The organism is Hymenobacter sp. BT559 (assembly GCF_017571525.1).
Lineage (GTDB): Bacteria > Bacteroidota > Bacteroidia > Cytophagales > Hymenobacteraceae > Hymenobacter > Hymenobacter ginsengisoli.
The window spans coordinates 556,064-574,498 of the sequence record NZ_JAGETY010000001.1; the positions used below are offsets into that span (position 1 = coordinate 556,064).

Genomic DNA, 18,435 nt, shown 5'->3' on the forward strand with positions numbered 1-18,435 from the left:
ATTTTCTGTAGAGAAAATAAAAAATGCCATCTCCAGCTTGGAAAAGGCATTTCAGGTTAGAAAAATAAGTAGGTAATTCCCTGACGAGGCTAATTAGCCCGCAGAGGCCCGGTGGCTAGGGCCGCGCTGGTAGCGCAGCTGCTGTGCTCCACAATCAGTGCCCGCTAGGCGCGGCCACAGCTGGTGCAGGGGAGGCCGCGGGCAGGCGTCGCAGCGGCCCTAGCGCCACCAGCAGGGCTAGCAGCGTAAGTACTGCACCGGCCAAAAACGGCATTCCTGGAAAATAAACTGGTGCCCCGGCCCGCGTAAACCAGGCAAACAAGCTCGTCATAAACAGCGGCCCTACCACGCCCGTGGCGCTGATGAGCGAGGTGAGCGCGCCTTGCAGCTCGCCCTGCTCATTGGCCGGTACCTGGCCCGAAATGCTGCCTTGCAAGGCCGGCCCCGCCAGCCCCCCTAGTGCAAACACCCCCGTGAAAGCGAACATCATCCAGCCCTGCGTAGCGAAGGCAAACAGCACAAAACCCAGGATATAAAACGCCATGCCCACCAGCACCGCCCGCGCCGCGCCCAGCTTCGGAATGAGTACCCGCACCAGTCCGCCCTGCACAATGAGGGCGCCCAGCCCCACCGCGCCCAGCGACCAGCCAATCATGCTTTCATTAAAATGAAATTTGAGGATGGTGTAGAACGTCCAGACCGACTGCGTGGCCGAGCCGGCCAGGTAAAGCAGCACCAGCGCCACCACTAGGCCCACTATTTTGGGGTATTTGCCTAGCCGCAGCAGCGAGGCCGCCGCATTGGCCCGCGCCCATTCGAAGGGCCGGCGCTGCTCAGCAGGCAAAGACTCGGGCACCAAAAACAGGCCGTAGAGGAAATTGCACAAGCTCAGGCCCGCCGCTACCATAAAAGGCACCCTCGGCCCGAAGTGCGCAAACGCACCCCCTAGCACCGGCCCAATAATAAAGCCCAGCCCAAAGGCCGCCCCCACCAGCCCAAAGTTCTGGGCGCGCTTTTCGGGCGGGCTCACGTCGGCGATGTAGGCCGTGGCCGTGGTGAAGCTAGCCCCCGTGACGCCCGCAATGATGCGCCCCACAAACAGCCAGGCAATGGTCGGGGCCAGGGCCAGAAAAATGTAGTCGCAGCCCAGCCCCAGCAGCGAAGCCAGCAGCACCGGCCGCCGCCCAAAGCGGTCGGACAGCCCGCCCACCACCGGCGCAAAGGCAAACTGCGCCGCCGCGTACGCAAACGAGAGCCAGCCCGCGTATTGCGAAGCCCGGCTCACGCCCTCGCCCGTGAGCTGCTCGATGAGCGTGGGCAGCACCGGGATAATAACCCCTAGCCCGATAACATCGATGAGGATGGTGACGAAGATGAAAGCCAGCGCGGCCGGGCGTTTGGGCGACATAAGCAGGAAGCAAGGCAGAATAAGTACCCCAAAGCTGAGGTATAAAACCCGTAATCTCTGCTAAGGTGCTACCCTGCGCAAGAGCAGGGCCTAGCCATTATGAAAAATTTCTCCTTGTAAATCAGCGTGTCAGGCAAAACCTCGAGGCTTTTTTATGCTGTTACTTGTAGTCGACAGGTTTTATAGTACCTTTGCAGTCCCAAACAATGCGGGGTGGAGCAGTTGGTAGCTCGTTGGGCTCATAACCCAAAGGTCACTGGTTCGAGTCCAGTCCCCGCTACTCGCAAAAACGGCGTTTCCTATCTGGAAGCGCCGTTTTTTTGTGTCTGCCCTGCTTTAAACACCAGGTGTTGGATGCTGAGCAGGTGGTGGCTTGCTAAGTGGTACCAAGCTGATTATTAAGCCTTATTCTACTGGATTTTCTTGTCAGCGAGTTGGCTGACGCCGGCTGGCTGGTGTGCTAGCTGGCAAGCTTTCGTAAATTATAGTGTTCCTGCTACGGCTGCTATAGGCTGGCGCAGCAAGCGGCTAGCCTATAGCACTTATTACTATTCAAGCATTGGCTTGCATAAACCCGGCTGCGCGTGCGTAGCTTTACTAACCCCGGCTGGTTGCGCTTTTGGGCGTGATACCCAGCTAGCAGGGTCCGTTCCGATAAGGGCGGCGAGTGGCACTTTTCTACCGGGAGTATCCGCTTACTGTCTGCCCACTTACCTGCCTACCTATGCCCGCAGAGCTATCGCATCCTGCCCCTGCTACTCTTCCTGTTTGCTGTTCAATTACCCCTCGGCCCCGCCCGGCGGCGCGCCGTCAGCGGCTGGCTCCGCCGCTGCGGGCGGCTGGCGGCTGGCTAGCCGCTCTGCTGCTGGTGCTACTAAGCGGCGCAGCTACCAGGGCCCAGGCCCAGGCTACAACGCCCCCGGAGTGCGCGGCCGATGAAAAATTTGCCAACACCTGGTACTTCGGCTTTAAGGCGGGGCTCGACTTCAACTCGGCTACCGACTCCATTCCGCCCAAGGTGCTTCTCGATGGGGCCATGGATGCGCCTGCCGGCTCGGGGGTGATGTCGGACAAGAACGGCAAAATTCTCTTTTACAGCAACGGCGAAACCGTGTGGAACGGCGACGGCACCGTGATGACCAACGGCACGGGCCTGGCCGGCAACCGCTTCACTACCGACGGCCCGCTGCCCATTAAGATGCCGGGCATACCATCCGCCGGCCAACCGACGCGCTACCTGCTCTTTACCCTGGATAGCACCGTGGGCCTGAGCTACTCCGAAATAGATATTCCGGCGGGCGGTGGGCCGGGCACCGTCATTGCTGCCACCAAAAACACGCCCCTGGCCCGCGGCACGGCCGAGAAGCTGACGGGCGTATTTCATAAAAACGGCTGCGACATCTGGGTTATCGCCCACGGCTGGGGCGATGCCAAAAGTGGCAATGACAACCGGGGCGATGCCTTTCTGGCCTACCGTGTGCGGCTGGCAACCGGCTATGTAGGTCCGGTCAACATCGACGCGCCCATTCTTTCGACCGTTGGCAGCCTGCACGCGGCGAGCAAAGCGGCCCTGGGCTACAAAGGTGAGATGCGGGTGACCCCCGATGGCCAGCGGCTGGCCCTGGCCCGCTACAGCGAAGTGGTGGGCGATAGCAGCAGCACCGTCGAGTTTTTTGGGTTTGATGCCGGCACGGGCCAGGTGAGCGTCAACCCGAAAGTGCCCTACATCGTGGACAGTGGCAAAGGGAAATATTACGGGGTGAGCTTTTCGGCTGGCAACTACCTCTACGCCACGGTGCGCAACCCGCCTCAGCTGCTGCAGTTCGATGTCAGCGGCAATGGGCCGGTGACCAAGCAGAATATTCCGCTTAAGCAGAAAACCCCCGTCGACCTGGGCTCAATGCAGGCCGCGCCCGATGGCAAAATTTACGTGGCCCGCGACAACCAGCCCGCGCTGGGCTTCATCGCCCACCCCGACTCGCTAGGGCCCAAGATTCGCTATGTCGACGACAGCCTGCAGCTCGGTGGCCGCCTGAGTAGCCTGGGCCTGGTCAACTTCAACCAAAGCTCTCTGCTGCGCGTGGGGCCTAGCGCGCAGATTACGGGTTGCCGGCAAATCTCTTTCATGGCCCCGCCCATTGACTTTGACGGGAAAACCTACGCGTGGCAATTTGGCGACGGAGCCACCTCCACCGAGGAGAACCCCGTGCACGTGTACGCTACGCCCGGCGACTACGTCGTGACGCTGCGCATCACCACCGCCTGCTTTTGCCGCGAAAGCTCGGGCTCTATTCGGGTGCCCAACCTGCCCGTACCGGGTAGCATTGCGGCGCCTCAGGTGCTGTGCGCCGGCACGGCGCCGGCCGCGCTCACCAGTAGTGCCGGGGCTACGAGCGATGCCGGCTTGCCGCTCGTGTATCAGTGGGAGTCCTCAACGGATAATGTCACGTTCAGCGCTGTCTCGGGGGCTACTACTGCCAGCTACACGCCCTCCGGCTCGCTGCCAGTTGGCACCACCTATTTCCGTCGGCGGGCCCAGCTGCTGCTGCCTAGCGGGTCGGGTCCTTACTGTACGCCCACCTTTACGGCCTCGGTCGCCATTACGGTGCTGCCCGCCGTGGTGGCCGGCAGCATAGCCGCCGACCAGACGCTGTGCGCCGGCAGCCCGGCTGCCCCACTCACCAGCACGGCCCCGGCCTCGGGCGGCAACGGCAGCTTTACCTACCAGTGGGAGTCGTCGCTCGATAACACTACGTTCACGGCCATTCCGGGTGCCAACGCCGAAACGTTTGGTCCCGGCACGCTCACAGCCACTACGTATTTCCGCCGCCGGGTAAGCTCGGGTTCCTGCGCCGCGCCGCCCACCAATACCGTCACGATAAACGTGGTGCCGGCCCTCACGGCTGGTACCATTGCTGCCGACCAGGCGCTCTGTGCCGGCACGGCCGCTAGCCCCCTCACCAGCGTTACGTCGGCCACGGGCGGGGCCGGTGCCATCGTGTACCAGTGGGAGTCTTCGGCAGACAACACCACCTTTACGGCCATTGGCGGGGCCACCGGGCCTACCTATGCACCGGGCGCCCTCAACGCGACTACTTACTTCCGGCGCCGGGCTAGCTCGGGTAGTGCCTGCGCGCCGGCTACCTCCAATGTGGTGACCATTACGGTTGCGCCTGCGCTGGTGGCCGGTACTATCGGCAGCGACCAGACGCTGTGTCTGGGTGCCACGCCGGCTCCGCTTACCAGCACGGCGGGGGCTAGCGGCGGTACCGGTACGCTTACCTATCAGTGGGAGTCCTCAGCAGATAACAGCACCTTTGCGGCTATTAGCGGGGCCACCGGCCCCACGTATGCGCCAGGTCCGCTCACGACTACTACCTATTTCCGCCGCCGGGTTACCTCGGGGCCGTGCGGCCCGGTGTACTCGCCCGTGGTTGCCCTGACCGTATTGCCGGCCCTGACTGCTGGCACTATTGCGGCCGACCAAACTATCTGTGCCGGGGCTACGCCAGCCCCGCTCACTAGCGCTACCAGCCCAAGCGGCGGTACTGGGTCGTTTACTTATCAGTGGGAGTCATCGCCGAATAATACGACCTGGACGGCGATTTCGGGTGCTACCAGCGCTGATTACGCGCCGGGGCCGCTCACGGCTACGACGTATTTCCGCCGCCAGGTGAGCTCCGGCGCCTGCGCCACCTCGCCTTCTAATGTTGTCATGATAACCGTATTGCCGGCCTTGGTGGCAGGCACTATCGGCACTGACCAAACGGTGTGCCCTGGTTCGGCTCCGGCGCCGCTTACCAGCACAGCGGGGGCTAGCGGCGGCACGGGCACGTTTGCTTATCAGTGGGAGTCCTCGCCCGATAACTCGACCTGGGCCGCCATTGGCGGAGCCACTAGCCCCACGTTTGCGCCGGGTTCGCTAAACGCGACCACTTATTTCCGCCGCCGGGTCACGGCTGGCACCTGCGCTCCGGCCTTCTCCAACGTCGTCGCCATCACGGTGAATCCGGCGCTGACTGCTGGGACGATTGCCGCCAGCCAGACGCTGTGCTTGGGCGCAACGCCAGCTCCGCTTACCAGCACTGCCCCGGCCACGGGCGGCACCGGCTTGTTTGCCTATCAGTGGCAATCTTCGCTCGATAACTCGACCTGGACGGCCATTTCGGGCGCTACCAGTGCCGACTACGCACCGGGTCCGCTCACGGTCACGACCTATTTCCGGCGCCAGGTAACGGCCGGCCCCTGCCCTCCCGTGTATTCGCCCTCCGTTACCCTGACGGTGCTGCCGACCCTAGTAGCTGGCACCATTGCGGCCGACCAAACCATCTGCACCGGCACCGCCCCCGCCCCGCTTACCGGCGTAACCAACGCCACCGGCGGCGCTGGCAGCTACAGCTACCAGTGGGAGGCATCGCCTGATAACAACACCTGGACGGCTATTGCTGGTGCTACTGGCGCCGACTACGCGCCGGGCGCGCTCTCGGCCACTACCTACTTCCGCCGCCGCGTCACGTCGGGCACCGGCGGCTGCTCCACCACTGTTTCTAACTCAGTGGCGGTGCAGGTGCAGCCCCTCGTGACGCCGACCGTGACACTGGCTAGCCCGCCGGTGCAGTGCGCGGGCACGCCCCTTACCTTCACGGCTGTTGTCACGAATACGGGCGCCGCGCCAACTTTTCAGTGGTTTGTCAATAACACGGCCGTCGCGAGCGGGCCTACCTTCACCAGCAGCACCCTAGCCACCGGCGACCAGGTGCGGGTAGAGGTGACGCCCACGGTGGGGCTGTGCACCACGGGGCCGGCCACGGCTACCGTCACCGTTACGCGCACGCCCACCCCGCAGCCCACGCTGGCTATCAGTGTGCAGCCGGGCGGGCCAGTTTGCGCGGGCGCGCTGCTCACGTTCAACATTGCCAGCGTAACCAACGCCGGGCCCGCCCCAGCCTACCAGTGGCAGGTCAATGGCAGCGACGTGGCCGGGGCCACCACGCCGGTCTTCAGCAGCACTACGCTGCGCGATGGCCAGACCGTGACGCTGCGCCTGCGCACCACCGATGCCTGCGGCCAGGCCGTCACGGTCACCTCCAACGGCGTAGTGGTACGGATTCAGCCACCAGTAGTAGTGAATGCCGGCCCCGACAAGGAAATTCTGGAAGGCACGTCGGTAGTGCTGGAAGGCAGCGCCGACGGCAGCTACCCCGTGACGTGGAGCCCGGCCGTGGGGCTAGCCATCCCGGCCAATGACCCGCTGCACCCCGTGGCGTCGCCGCTGGTTACTACTACCTACACGCTATCGGCCGGGTCGGGCGGCTGCGCCAGCTCCGACGCCGTGACCGTGACCGTGCGCCCAGCCATTCGCATTCCCAACGCCATCTCGCCCAACGGCGACGGCGTGGACGACACCTGGCAGATTGATAATATCGAGCTGTATCCCGAAAACACGGTTAACATCTTCAACCGCTGGGGCGACAAGATTTTCTCGGCCGAAAACTACAGCCGGGCCAATGAGTGGCGCGGCGACATCAAGGGCCAGCCCGCGCCGGTGGGCACCTACTACTACGTCGTGGTCACGAAAGGTCCGCTCGGCCGGTCCTACGCGGGCCCCATTACGGTGGTGTACTAAGCAAATGGCCCGGCGGCACTAAGTGCCGCCGGGCCACGGCTTGAGGCGACGAGCAAGGCCTGCTACAGGGGCCGCCCCGGCGAAATGGTAAATACCTGGGTGTCGTTGAGCAGGGCCTGCTCTACGTGGGTTCCGCTACTAGGGTCAACCCAGGCCGTAGGCGTTAGCTGTCGGTAAGCGGTGTTGAACAGGCACACCATGCTCTTGGCGCCCGTGCCGCGCGTGAGCAGGTACACCCGGACCAGTTTATTGTTGCGGAAAATACACGTGCGAATACTCTCGCTGCCCCGGTACGTCTGCGGCTGCCGGAAAGAGAACTGGCTCAGGTGCTGCGACTCGGCTGTTCTCCGTAGCGGGTATAATGGCTCCCAACCCAGTTGCTGCACCTGCTGCGCCACTTGGGTGGGGTTGCTACCCCAGCCCCAGCGCAGCTGAGCCGGCCGGTCGGCCCAGGCCGGAACCGAAAGCAAGGTCAAAGCAAGTAGCGTTTTTTTCATCAGTAAGACTTAAGCAGGTTTTAATAGGACAAAGGTAGGGGTAGGCCTGGTAAGCCGACGTTGCGCTCTATGCTATAAGTGTAAAAAATTCCTGCTATTCTATCATTCCCATACGGCCTGCTAAGCTTATAGTTGTCGCCGAATAGCCAGCTTGGCGAATGGTATCCTTCACCTATTGCGCACAGTACATGCGTGCTGCGGAGCTCGCCTGCCATAGGGCAGTCGTGTCAGACTGGCCAAAGCACTGCCTTGCCCAGTAGGCCTATTGATGGGCGAATGCGGGCTCTGCAATAGCCCTGCGCAGTAAAATTCGGCTTATCGACCCAATAAGAAAGGCCGCCAACAGTATGCCAGCGGCCCTTCAGGCGTCTCTTTTAATAAGGCAGGTAGTTAGTCAGCCGACGCAACTACTACATCTTGGTTTTCATTTTGCCTTTGCCCATGCTGCTTTTATGTGTTTTGCGCTTCATGGCACGGCGGTCGCTAGTGGTGCCAGTCGGCGCGCCTGCAGTGAATACTTCACTCGGCGAAACGGCCCCTTTAGGGTCGCTGGCAGGGGGCAACACGCCGCTGGGCACGGCGCTAGGGCTGGCTGTGGTGCTGCCGCGGGGCCCTGGGGCCGTGCCAGCGGCAGCGGGGGTGGTTTGGGCCGAGGCGGCCGTAAAGCTGCACAGGCCGGCAGCGAGGAGGAAATGCGAGAGTTTCATCGGAAAAGGGCTAAGTAGATAGCGCTTGTACCCCAAAACCGAGCTCAAGGTTGTGCCTCAAGGCCAAAAGCTGCTAGCCCCCTAGTGGTATCCCGTCTCAGCTATTCAGCTGATTATTAGCTCACCGGGCGCAGCAGGCGGCTCCAGCGCACGCGGTGCCAGAAGTCGGCGTGCGGGTCGAGCGAGAGCCACACGAACACGGCTTTGCCCACCACATGGTCTTCGGGGACGAAGCCCCAGAAGCGGGAGTCTTCGGAGTTGTGGCGGTTGTCGCCCATCATAAAGTAGTAGTTCTGCTTGATGGTGTAGCTGGTCAGGGGCTTGCCATTCTGCTGAATCATGCCATCGGCGCCCCAGGTGATGCCCTGGTTATGCTCGTACTGGCTCACGATTTTGTAGTAAATGGCCGCGTTGGCCGGCGAGAGCGCAATGGTCTGGCCTTTCTTGGGCACCGGCAGCGGGCCGTAGTTGTCGAGCTGCCACTTGCGCTGCACTGCGCTCATAGCGTCTGATACGTCGAAATCGGCCACGTCGGGGAAGAGCTGCACGCTAGGGGCCGTCACCGTCAATGACCTCACGTAGGGCTGCTTGCGGAAGTATTCAGCTACATTGGCCGGGCAACTGATAAAGTAGCCTAGCTGGCCCGTTTCGGGGTTGGTACCAGCCGCCGGAATACCGTCGGGCTGCGTGTAGTCCACTACGCCCTGCTCCTGCAGCGCCTGGCGAACCTCGTCGTTGGGCTCGGGCACGGCCATGAAGTAGGTAGTTTGGGGCGAGCCTGCAATGGCGCCGGGCTGGCCATTCAGGAACACCTGGCCGTGGCGGAGGGCCACCGTATCGCCGGCCACCGCGATGCAGCGCTTGATGAGAAACGTGCGCAGGTCGGCGGGCCGCTGCTGCTCGTGCGGCACGTGAAACACCACCACATCGTTGCGCTGCACCGAGCTGAAGCCCGGGAAGCGATAGGTAGGCAGCTGCACGAGGTCGGAGTAGCTTTTGAGGCCTAGCAGCGGCAGCGTCTGGTGCGTGAGCGGCACCTGCAAGGGCGTTTGGGGCGTTTGGGGGCCGTAGTGCAGCTTGCTCACAAACAGGTAGTCGCCCACCAGCAGCGAGTGCTCCATGCTCTCAGAGGGAATAACGTAGGCCTCGACCGCCGACCAGCGCAGCAGCGCGGCCGCCACCACCGCAAACAGCAGCGAGTTGAACCACTCGCGGGCCTTGCCAGGGGCTGGAGCGGGCGTAGATGGGGCACCAGGGCGCCGGCGCGGAAAGAAAGCCATAGGGGTAAAAGAAGTAGGGGTGAAAAAGAAAGGGCTTCGCCAGCGCTTGCCGGCGAAGCCCAACGTGCAAGACGCTACGTTTCTTATGCTTACTGCTTACGATAACCGCTGGCTAGCCCCTGCCCGGCGGCGCTGCGGCAGCTAGGGTATTTCTTCGGCATCGACTTTCTTGATGCCCGTGCCCTCGCTGCCATTGAGCATAAACTCGCGCAGGCGGTTGATGTGGCGCTTCATTTCTTCGACCCGCTCGGCCTGTTGCACGCTCCAGTGGCCTTCGCCGTGGCTAGCCATGCTGTTGAGTAGGTTTTTGCGCTCTTCCATCATGCGCAGGGCCACCCACAGGGTTTCTTCCAGGGCGTGCTGCGAGCTTTCGGCCAGGGCATCGGCCGTGTAGGCGTGGCCGGTGTGGCAGCGGTAGCGCAGCACGCTGCCCTGGTTTATCTCCCACAGCGACCCGCCGCAGTCGGGGCAGGTGAGGGGCACCTGGTGCCCGAGCTGCATGGCTTGTTCGGTAGTTCCCACAACGCGCTCGGCAATCGCCGCTTCAAGTTTTAAATCAGCAGGAATGGCAGCCATCTTGGTAGGAGAAGGAGGAGTAGCTGGGCTAACTAATTTTTCCAGGAGCTTCCCCATTTCGTCGAGCGGCACCACGTAGTCGATGGCTACGTTGCGCAGGGCACTTTCGGGCATGCTCGGAAACTCGGCATCGTGGGGGTCTTGCACCACGGCCGTGCCGCCGCAGCGCTTAACGAAGTCGAGGCCAGCCGTGCCATCGTGCAGCATGCCGGTGAGCACTACCCCCACCACGTTAGAGTCGTAGGCAACGGCCGCCGAGCGAAACAGGGCATCGGCGGCGGGGCGGTAGCCGTTTTCGCGCGGGCCTTTGGTCACGAGCACGTGGCCGTCTTTCACCAGCAGGTGGCGGTCGGGCGGGGCCAGGTACAGCCGGCCAGCTTCGAGGCGCAGGTTATTGACGGCTAGCTGGCACGGCAAGGCCGTGTTTTCGGCCAGGCGCCGCACTAGGGGCTCGCCCGTAGAGTCGGGCGAGAGGTGCTGCACCACGAGCACGGCTGCCGGCAGCGAAGCCGGCAGCTGCGCCACTAGGCGGGTAAGGGCCGGCATGCCGCCGGCCGAGGTGCCAATAACAATGAGATGAGTCGGACCAGCCACAGGCAGAAACGAAAAGCGAGGTAAAAAAGCGATAGCGGCTAGCCCGGCCAGCCCGCCTCACCGTAGCTGTACGGTAATTGGCAAAAAGAAGACAACGCCATTCAGGGCTTAACTTAGCCAAGGATTTTCAGCGTTTTTAGGCGCGCCCTCGCGCTGTTTTCAGCGCCTTATGGCCGCGCCGCCAATAGTTTACTTAGTAGCAAGGAAGTATGAAGCCAACTGCCGACCTCGGCGGCCCGCCCAGCCTGCCGCCTGCCGAGACGGCTCCCATCGCCGCCGAGTCGGTAACGCCCCGGCCCACTGCCCGCAGCCCCAAAGTAGGCCCTGGCCGGCGTAGCTCCGATAGGTTTCCGGTGGTGGCGCTCTGCGGCTCGGCCGGCGCCCTCGAAGCGTTTGAGCGGTTTTTTGCTCACCTGCCCCCTAGCAGCGGCTTGGCTTTTGTGGTGGTAGTGCATCGCGCCCCCGACCCCGAGCAGAGCGACGCACTTACGCAGGTGCTGCAGGGCTTTACGCAGCTGCCCGTGGCTGAGGCCCACGATGGCCTGCGCGTGCGCCCCAACCACGTCTACGTTATTCCGCCGGGCCACGACCTGAGCCTGCTGCACGGCAGCCTGTTTTTGCTCAAGCCTACGCAGCCGGCCAGCCGCCGCCTGCCCATCGACTTCTTTCTGCAAACGCTGGCCAAGGATGTGGGCGAGCGCGCCGTGTGCATCATCTTCTCGGGGCTGGGCTCCGATGGCACCATCGGCCTGAAGATGGTGATGGAAAACTTCGGCATGGTGATGGCCCAGGACCCCGAAACGGCCGCCTTCGACGCCATGCCCCGCGCCGCCATGGCCACCGAGTTTGTCGATTTTGTGCTCGCCCCCGAGCTCATGCCCACTCAGCTGCTCGACTACCTCGAGCGCCCGCTGGAGGTGCGCCCCCTGCGCAACGCCGACGAAGAAACGGCTAGCCAGCCCAGCCACGCGCTCCAGAAAATCTTCCTGCTCATTCGCAACCAGACCGGCCACGACTTCAGCTTTTACAAGCGCAACACGGTGTTTCGGCGCATCGAGCGGCGCATGAACTCGCACCAGATTCGGGAGTTTACGCACTACGTGCGCTACCTGCAGGAAAACCCCGCCGAGGTCGAGCTGCTGTTTCACGAGCTGCTGATTGGCGTGACCAAGTTTTTCCGCGACCCTGAGGCCTTTGCCAGCCTCAAAGAGCACCTGCGGCCCATCCTGGCCGACAAGGAGCCCGACAGCACCGTGCGGGTGTGGGCGCCCGGCTGCTCGACCGGCGAAGAAGCTTACTCGCTGGCCATGACGCTCTTCGAGTGCCTCGGCGAGCTAGCCCCCGACCGCCACCTCAAGCTCCAGATTTTTGCCACCGACATCTCGCCCGACGGCATATCCTTTGCCCGGGTGGGCCAGTACAGCGAAAACATCGAGGCCGACGTGAGTCCGGCCCGGCTAGCCCGGTTTTTTCAAAAAGCCGACGGCCACTACCAGATTCGCAAGGAAGTGCGCGACGTAGTGGTGTTTGCCCTGCACAACATCAACAAGGACGCGCCCTTCATCAAGCTCGACCTGCTGGTGTGCCGCAACCTGCTCATCTACCTCAACGCCGAGCTGCAGCGCAGCCTGCTGCCCGTGTTTCACTACGCGCTCAACCCCAAGGGCTTGCTGTTTTTGGGGCCTAGCGAAAACATCACCGGCTACCACGACCTGTTTCAGCCCCTGGATGTGAAGTGGAAAATATCGCGGCGCAGCACCCAGCCCGCATCGTTGCCCCACCTCATCAAATTTCCTTTTTCTCTGGCGCGCCACTCGGCCGCGCCCCCGACCACGGCCCTCATGTCCGCCTCTACCCCCCACCACCGCCAGAACAGCACATTTGCGGCGCTGGTCCAGAAAAAGCTGCTCCAGTCCTACGCCCCGCCCGCCGTGGTCATCAATACCAAGGGCGAGATTCTGTACGTGAACGGGCGCACCGGCAAGTACCTCGAGCCAGCCCCCGGCCTCAGCGGCATGAACCTCTTCGAGATGGCCCGCGAAGAGCTCAACTTTGAGATAAGCGGCGCCGTGCACCGCGCCACCCAAAGCCAGGAAGACGTGACCGTAGACAACGTGCGCGTGCGCACCGACACCGGCCAGCAGCTGCTGCGCCTGAGCGTGTGGCACCTGAGCGGCTCGGAAGCCCTGGCCGGCCTGCTGCTGGTGGTGTTTGAAGACCAGCCCACCCCGCGCAAGGTGCGCCTGGCCAAGAAAAGCCCCCAGCAAGACAGCGAGCACCGCGATGCCGTGGTGGCCGCCCTCGACAAAGAGCTGCAATACACCAAGCACCGCCTCCAAACCACCGTGGAGGAGATGGAAAGCAGCCTCGAAGAGCTGAAAAGCACCAACGAGGAGCTGCAAAGCGCCAACGAGGAGCTGCAAAGCACCAACGAGGAGGCCATGACCAACAAGGAGGAAATGCAGAGCCTCAACGAGGAACTGATGACCCTCAACATGCAGTACCTGGCCAAAACCGAGGAGCTCGGCCAAACGGCCAACGATATGAAAAACCTGCTTGATGCCACCGAGATAGCCATTATCTTCCTGGATAATGACTTGGTCATCAAGCGGTTTACGCCGCAGGTAGGGCGCATCATCAGCCTGCTGCCCACCGATGTGGGCCGGCCGCTAGCCCACTTCACCAGCAGCCTGCGCTCCGAGCACCTGCTGCGCGATGTGCAGCAGGTGCTCGACCGCCTCACCAGCATCGAAACCAGCATCCAGACCACGCGCGGCGAGTGGTACACCATGCGCATCCTGCCCTACCGCTCGCTCGACAACTACATCAACGGGGCGGTGCTCACCTTCACCGACATCACGGCCCTGAAGCTGCTCGAAGCCCGCCTGCAGGAAACTGCCCGCTTTGCCGAAAGCATGCTGGCCACCGTGCGCGAGCCCCAGCTAGCCCTCGATGCCAGCCTCACCATCGTGAGTGCCAACCAGGCCTTTGCCGACATTGTGCGCGAGCCGCTGGCTGCCCTGGCCGGCCGGCCGCTGGCCAGCCTGGGCGGCATGTGGCAGCAGCCGGCCCTGCAGCAGCAGCTGCAGCAGCTGCTCGACCCGGCCGTGCCCACTTCCGACTTCGATGGCCTGGCGCTGGAGGGCGAGCTGCCCGGCCAGGGCCGGCGCCGGGTGGTGCTCTACGGCAGCCGCCTGCTGCACCACGGCCAGGCCACCGGCCAGCTGATGCTGGCCGTGCGCGAAGTAGCTAAAGCAACGTAAAAGCCTGCGCTCCAAGGCATAACTCAGCTAGCGCCAGCGAAGAGGCGGTAAGCTGCCGAGCCCAAAAGGGGAGCCCTTCCGGCTCCGCGGCGCCGGCCGAGCCGGAAGGCGCAGGTACTACAGCGGGTGCGGGCCCGCCAAACAGCCGACATATGGGGGTTTTGGCGGCAGCCAGGGCCTAGCCGGCCTGGGCGCGCTGTAGCGCGGCGGCCTCTTCGTAGGTAGGCGCCAGATACAGCTCGGCCAGGGCGGCCGAGTGGGCCAGCCGGGCGGGCACATGGCACAGCACCAGCTGCGCCTGTTGCCGCTGCAAGCGGCGGTGGCAGGCATGCAGCAGCCGTATGGCGGTGGCCGAAAGCGTATGCAGCAGGCGGCAGTCGACCCACACGGCGCGCTTGCCGCTACGCATGGCGCACCGTAGCTGCCAGGCCAGCGGCAGCTCGGACGTAGTGGGGTCGTGGGCGGGCACCAGCAGGTAGGCCTGGGGCAGCAGTTCGTAGTACGCTATCAGCATGGGAAGGCAGGGGCTACAGCTAAAAACCAATAGGCAGCCAGAGCAGCTGAGGCCACCCGGCCAGGCACTGCAAAGCTCGGAGCCAGCGCGAATTGGCTTACCCATTTAAGTACTTATTTCACGTATGCGTTCTGCGTAAAAACACAATTGCTAGAAACGCCATTTCGCTGCTTGGTGAGGCTCCTTTGCGCAGTAGCCGGCCCCGGTTGGGCTAGCTGGGTGCCGGGCTAAAGGCTGAAAAACTAAGCTAGCTTCGGCCGTTTAGCAGCCTGAAAATGAAGGATAAATAGGGGGCGGAGCCAAACGGATTCGGTAAGTAAAGCTATCGACAAACGCTTTAAAAGATGTTGACAGTCAGGCGTATATACGATGAAAAGGCAAATCGACCGTTCTTCGGGCAGCACAGCGGATACGTTTCTGGCAGCGCCCTGCGGGGCGGTGGCTGCACGATATACGGAGGCAGCTTGCCCCGGCTGCACGAAACCCGTAGCAGCCTTGCGGAAATGCCGTAGCGCCTTTCCGTAGAAAGCCTCATTTATTGGCTTAAACCCTTAAAATGCAAAATAATCTTAATCCAGCCGCAGACTTGCCTCGTTAAAGCCACCGAAGTTTTCTCTCACCCTTTACCCTTTTTCACTCATGGCAGACAACCAAAATAACACCCGTGGCGGCAGCTCGGAGCAGCACGCCGAAGCTGGCCGTCAGAGCCACAAAAACCAACAAGGTGGCGAGCAGGGCGGTGGCCAGCGCGGCGGTAGCTCAGAGCAACACGCCGAAGCCGGCCGTCAGAGCCATAAGAATCAGCAGGACGGTGGCGGACAAGGCGGTGGCCAGCGTGGCGGCAGCTCGGAGCAGCATGCCGAAGCCGGCCGCAAAGGCGGTGAGGCCAGCCATGGGGGCGGCAACCAGGGCGGCGGCAACCAGGGCGGCGGTGGCCGCGGCTTTGCCGGCATGGACCCCGAAGAGCAGCGCCGCATAGCCAGCGAAGGCGGCAAAGCTGCCCACGAGAGCGGCCACGCCCACGAGTTCAACTCGGAAGAAGCCCGCGAAGCCGGCCGCAAAGGCGGCGAGGCGAGCCACGGGGGCGGCAACCAGGGCGGCGGTAACCGCTAGCCCTGGCATAGCCCGGCCCTCGGGCCCAACCCTACCGCCGGGTCTCCGCAAGGGGCCCGGCGCGTTGGTGCTAGGGGGTAGCTACCTGAGGTAGCGCCTGCGCTGCGGCAGAAACGCGGCTATTTACCGAGGGCGGAGTGCAGCATACTGCCCTGGCGCGCAAAAACACGTAGCCAGCACGCGGCTGGTTAGCCCCGCAACGGTGGGCGAGCATCCTCTGGGCGCACGCCTTCCGGCCGACCATGAGCTGGTGCCCGCCAGGGCTGCCTGCGTTCTGGCCGCTGCCGGTTTTGGTAGCGGCGGGTGGGGTTAAGCGCCAGCAGCCTACTCCGGAAGCTGCGCAGCTTACCGGGCCCGGGCTGGCCAGCAGCCCAGGGTATTTCGCAGGCGTGGTACTATCTTGCGCTAACTGTCGCATTCAGGCTTTGTTACTAGCTACCGCCTGATTTTCAATGGATAAGCCCAGCCGTTCCACCGTTCCTCTCATCGACCACCGTGCGGCCTTGCGCAGCCTGCGCGAGCGCGCCGAGCGCCGCCGGCTGGTGTCAGAAAGCTTGCCGCCTACTACTTCTGCCGAGGTGAAGCGCTTGGTGCAAGAGCTGCAAGTGCACCAGATAGAGCTCGAAATGCAGTATGAGGAGCTGCTGGTGCTGCAAGCCGAAGCCGAGCGTAGCCGGATGCAATATGTTGAGCTATACGATTTTGCGCCAGTAGGCTACTGTACCCTGGCCGCCAATGGCACGCTACTGCAGCTCAACCTGTGCACCAGCCAGCTGCTGGGCCAGGAGCGCCGGCAGCTGCTGGGCCGGCGGCTAGCCCTGTTTGTGGTGCCGGCCGAGCGCCACTTGTTTGCTGATTTTCTGAGCCAGCTCTGGGCGGCGCCAGGCCAGCGCCGCAGCTGTGAGCTGACCATGCGGGGCCCCCGGGAGGAGCTGTTTTATGCCCAGCTTGAGGGGGTAGCTACGCCCGAAAGCGACGACGAGACCCAACCTCCCAGCAGCTGCCGGCTGGCGCTGTTCGATGTGACGGCCCGCCGCCAGGCCACCGACCAGCTAGGGGCTAGCGAAGCGCGCTTTCGGGCCACCTTCGAGCAAGCCCGCGACGGCATGCTGCTGCTCGATAACCAGTGCTTTACTGATATCAACCCGGTGGGCTTGCACCTGCTGGGCATTCTCGACAAAAGCCAGGTGCTGGGCCGGCCGCTGGCGTCGTTCTGGCCCGAGATGCAGCCTAATGGGCGCCGCTCGCTCGATGTGCTCATGCAGTGCCTGCACACAGCCCAAACGCAGGGCTGGTGCCGCCTCGAATGGATGCGCTACAGCCCGGCCGGTGAGGAAATATGGGACGAAATGTCGTTTAACCCGGTAGTGGTCAATGGCTTGTCGCTGATGCACGCCTCGTGGCGAGATGTCACGGCCCGCAAGCTGGGCGAGCAGCTGCTGCAAGAAAGCGAAAGCCGCCTGCAATTGGCCCTAGCCGCCGCCAACACTGGGGTCTGGGCCTGGGAACCCGCCTCCGACGTGCTCTACCAAGACGCCCGCGCCCAGGAAATACTGGGCCTGGTGCCGCCCGAAGCCGACCGGCCGTTGGTGCCCTTTGCCCAGCTGCGACAAGCGCTGCACCCCACCGATGCTGCCCGTGTGGAAGAAGCCCTAGCCGTAGCCCAACGCGAACACTCGGTAGTAGATATAGAGCACCGGCTGCTGCGCCCCGATGGCAGCGTGCGCCACGTGGCATCTATGGGCCGCTTCAGCTACGACGAGCATACCGGGCAGCCCCTGCGCTTTGTGGGCCTGGTGCGCGACATCACGGCCCGCCGCCAAACCGAAGAAGCGCTCGGCTCCCGCAATCGGCTGCTAGGCAGCATCCTGCAAAACCTGCCGGTACTGGTGGCCCGCCTGGGGCCCGACGGCCGTTTCCGCGAGCACGTGGGCCAGGCCGTGGGCCGCATGCACCTGGCCGAAAACGAGCTGGTGGGCCAGCTAGCCGCCGAGGTGTTTCCGCACAGCGCCTCCCACGTGCAGCGCCTGCTGGCCGGCGAGCGTCATAACTACGCGGTCAACGTCTTATATAATGGGCAGCCGGTTCATCTGCAATGCTTTGGCTTTTTCGACGAAGTGCAGCAGGAAGTGGTCATCTTCGCTCTCGACATCACCGAGCCCGAGCTGCTGAAGGAAGAAACTACCCGCCTGCGCCTGCGCCAGCAGCAGGAAGTGCTCTCGGCCATTCTCAGCACCCAGGAAGAAGAGCGCCGCCGCATTGCCGAGGGCCTGCACAACGGCGTGGGCCAGCTGCTCTACGGCACCCGCCTGCACCTCGACACGCTGCCGCCCTCCGAGGGGGTGCGGGCCAGCCAGCAGCTGCTCAAAGAAGCCATCGAGGCCACCCGCAGCATCTCGTTTGAGCTCACGCCCAGCATCCTCGAAGACTTTGGGCTCGAAGTGGCCCTGCGCGAGCTGGTGAGCCGCATTCCAGCCAGCCTGTCGGTCGACCTGAACCTGCATGGGCTGGGCGAGCCGCTGCCGGGCCTGCTGGCCACGGCCGTGTACCGCATTGTGCAAGAGCTGCTCAACAACGTGATGAAGCACGCCCAGGCCCAGGAAGTGTTCGTGCAGGTATCGCGCGAAGAAAACCAGCTCCACCTGAGCGTGGAAGATGATGGCGTGGGCTTCGATGCGGGCGCCGAGAGCAGCCTGACCGGCATCGGCCTGGCTGGCATCCGCACCCGCGTGGGGCTGCTGGGCGGCACCATAAGCATTAATTCGCGGCCCGGCCGGGGCACCGGCTTTTTCCTGAATGTGCCCGTGCCGGCCGCCTAGCACCTGGGCAAACTATGGAGCAGAGTATCAATAGTATT

At 63.3% G+C, this 18,435-nt stretch carries 10 protein-coding genes and 1 tRNA gene; 5 read left to right on the plus strand and 6 right to left on the minus strand.

Annotated features, from left to right (window positions below):
* Window positions 1-154: 154 nt before the first annotated feature.
* Window positions 155-1,408, minus strand: a complete 1,254-nt coding sequence (locus J4D99_RS02330; RefSeq protein ID WP_208130068.1) for a TCR/Tet family MFS transporter — start codon at window positions 1,406-1,408, stop codon at window positions 155-157.
* A gap of 207 nt (window positions 1,409-1,615) precedes the next feature.
* Between J4D99_RS02330 and J4D99_RS02335 the strand changes: the two genes are divergently transcribed.
* Window positions 1,616-1,688 (plus strand) — tRNA-Met (locus tag J4D99_RS02335).
* Between the two features lie 444 nt (window positions 1,689-2,132).
* Complete coding sequence (locus tag J4D99_RS02340) at window positions 2,133-7,034, plus strand: DUF8696 domain-containing protein (RefSeq protein ID WP_208130069.1); 4,902 nt, start codon at window positions 2,133-2,135, stop codon at window positions 7,032-7,034.
* A gap of 62 nt (window positions 7,035-7,096) precedes the next feature.
* Here J4D99_RS02340 and J4D99_RS02345 read toward each other — a convergent pair whose 3' ends face one another.
* From J4D99_RS02345 to J4D99_RS02360, 4 genes are all read right to left on the minus strand, one after another.
* Window positions 7,097-7,504, minus strand: coding sequence for a hypothetical protein (locus J4D99_RS02345; protein ID WP_208130070.1), 408 nt, complete (start codon window positions 7,502-7,504; stop codon window positions 7,097-7,099).
* A 437-nt stretch (window positions 7,505-7,941) separates the two neighbouring features.
* Window positions 7,942-8,238, minus strand: coding sequence for a hypothetical protein (locus tag J4D99_RS02350; protein WP_208130071.1), 297 nt, complete (start codon window positions 8,236-8,238; stop codon window positions 7,942-7,944).
* Between the two features lie 116 nt (window positions 8,239-8,354).
* Window positions 8,355-9,518 carry a signal peptidase I gene (gene lepB, locus J4D99_RS02355; protein WP_208130072.1) on the minus strand — a complete coding sequence of 388 codons (1,164 nt, stop codon included), beginning with the start codon at window positions 9,516-9,518 and terminating at the stop codon, window positions 8,355-8,357.
* A 141-nt stretch (window positions 9,519-9,659) separates the two neighbouring features.
* On the minus strand, window positions 9,660-10,688 hold the full coding sequence (locus J4D99_RS02360; protein WP_208130073.1) for a chemotaxis protein CheB: 1,029 nt from the start codon (window positions 10,686-10,688) through the stop codon (window positions 9,660-9,662).
* Window positions 10,689-10,897: 209 nt separating this feature from the next.
* Between J4D99_RS02360 and J4D99_RS02365 the strand changes: the two genes are divergently transcribed.
* Window positions 10,898-13,951 (plus strand): CheR family methyltransferase, encoded by a 3,054-nt coding sequence (locus J4D99_RS02365; protein WP_208130074.1) that lies wholly within the window; start codon window positions 10,898-10,900, stop codon window positions 13,949-13,951.
* Window positions 13,952-14,129: 178 nt separating this feature from the next.
* Here the strand turns inward: J4D99_RS02365 and J4D99_RS02370 are convergent, their stop codons facing one another.
* The gene (locus tag J4D99_RS02370; protein ID WP_208130075.1) at window positions 14,130-14,465 is read right to left on the minus strand and encodes an STAS domain-containing protein; all 336 of its coding nucleotides are present in this window, start codon (window positions 14,463-14,465) and stop codon (window positions 14,130-14,132) included.
* A gap of 639 nt (window positions 14,466-15,104) precedes the next feature.
* Between J4D99_RS02370 and J4D99_RS22070 the strand changes: the two genes are divergently transcribed.
* Window positions 15,105-15,578, plus strand: a complete 474-nt coding sequence (locus J4D99_RS22070) for a KGG domain-containing protein (protein WP_304607914.1) — start codon at window positions 15,105-15,107, stop codon at window positions 15,576-15,578.
* Between the two features lie 452 nt (window positions 15,579-16,030).
* Window positions 16,031-18,397 carry a PAS domain S-box protein gene (locus J4D99_RS02380; RefSeq protein ID WP_208130076.1) on the plus strand — a complete coding sequence of 789 codons (2,367 nt, stop codon included), beginning with the start codon at window positions 16,031-16,033 and terminating at the stop codon, window positions 18,395-18,397.
* The last annotated feature ends 38 nt before the right edge of the window (window positions 18,398-18,435 follow it).

Bases quoted from the DNA above. Each gene is read 5' to 3' on its own strand.
- J4D99_RS02350 (WP_208130071.1), bottom strand. From the start codon at position 8,238: ATGAAACTCTCGCATTTCCTCCTCGCTGCCGGCCTGTGCAGCTTTACG.
- J4D99_RS02365 (WP_208130074.1), top strand. From the start codon at position 10,898: ATGAAGCCAACTGCCGACCTCGGCGGCCCGCCCAGCCTGCCGCCTGCC.
- J4D99_RS02330 (WP_208130068.1), bottom strand. From the start codon at position 1,408: ATGTCGCCCAAACGCCCGGCCGCGCTGGCTTTCATCTTCGTCACCATC.
- J4D99_RS22070 (WP_304607914.1), top strand. From the start codon at position 15,105: ATGGCAGACAACCAAAATAACACCCGTGGCGGCAGCTCGGAGCAGCAC.
- J4D99_RS02380 (WP_208130076.1), top strand. From the start codon at position 16,031: ATGGATAAGCCCAGCCGTTCCACCGTTCCTCTCATCGACCACCGTGCG.
- J4D99_RS02340 (WP_208130069.1), top strand. From the start codon at position 2,133: ATGCCCGCAGAGCTATCGCATCCTGCCCCTGCTACTCTTCCTGTTTGC.
- J4D99_RS02370 (WP_208130075.1), bottom strand. From the start codon at position 14,465: ATGCTGATAGCGTACTACGAACTGCTGCCCCAGGCCTACCTGCTGGTG.
- lepB (WP_208130072.1), bottom strand. From the start codon at position 9,518: ATGGCTTTCTTTCCGCGCCGGCGCCCTGGTGCCCCATCTACGCCCGCT.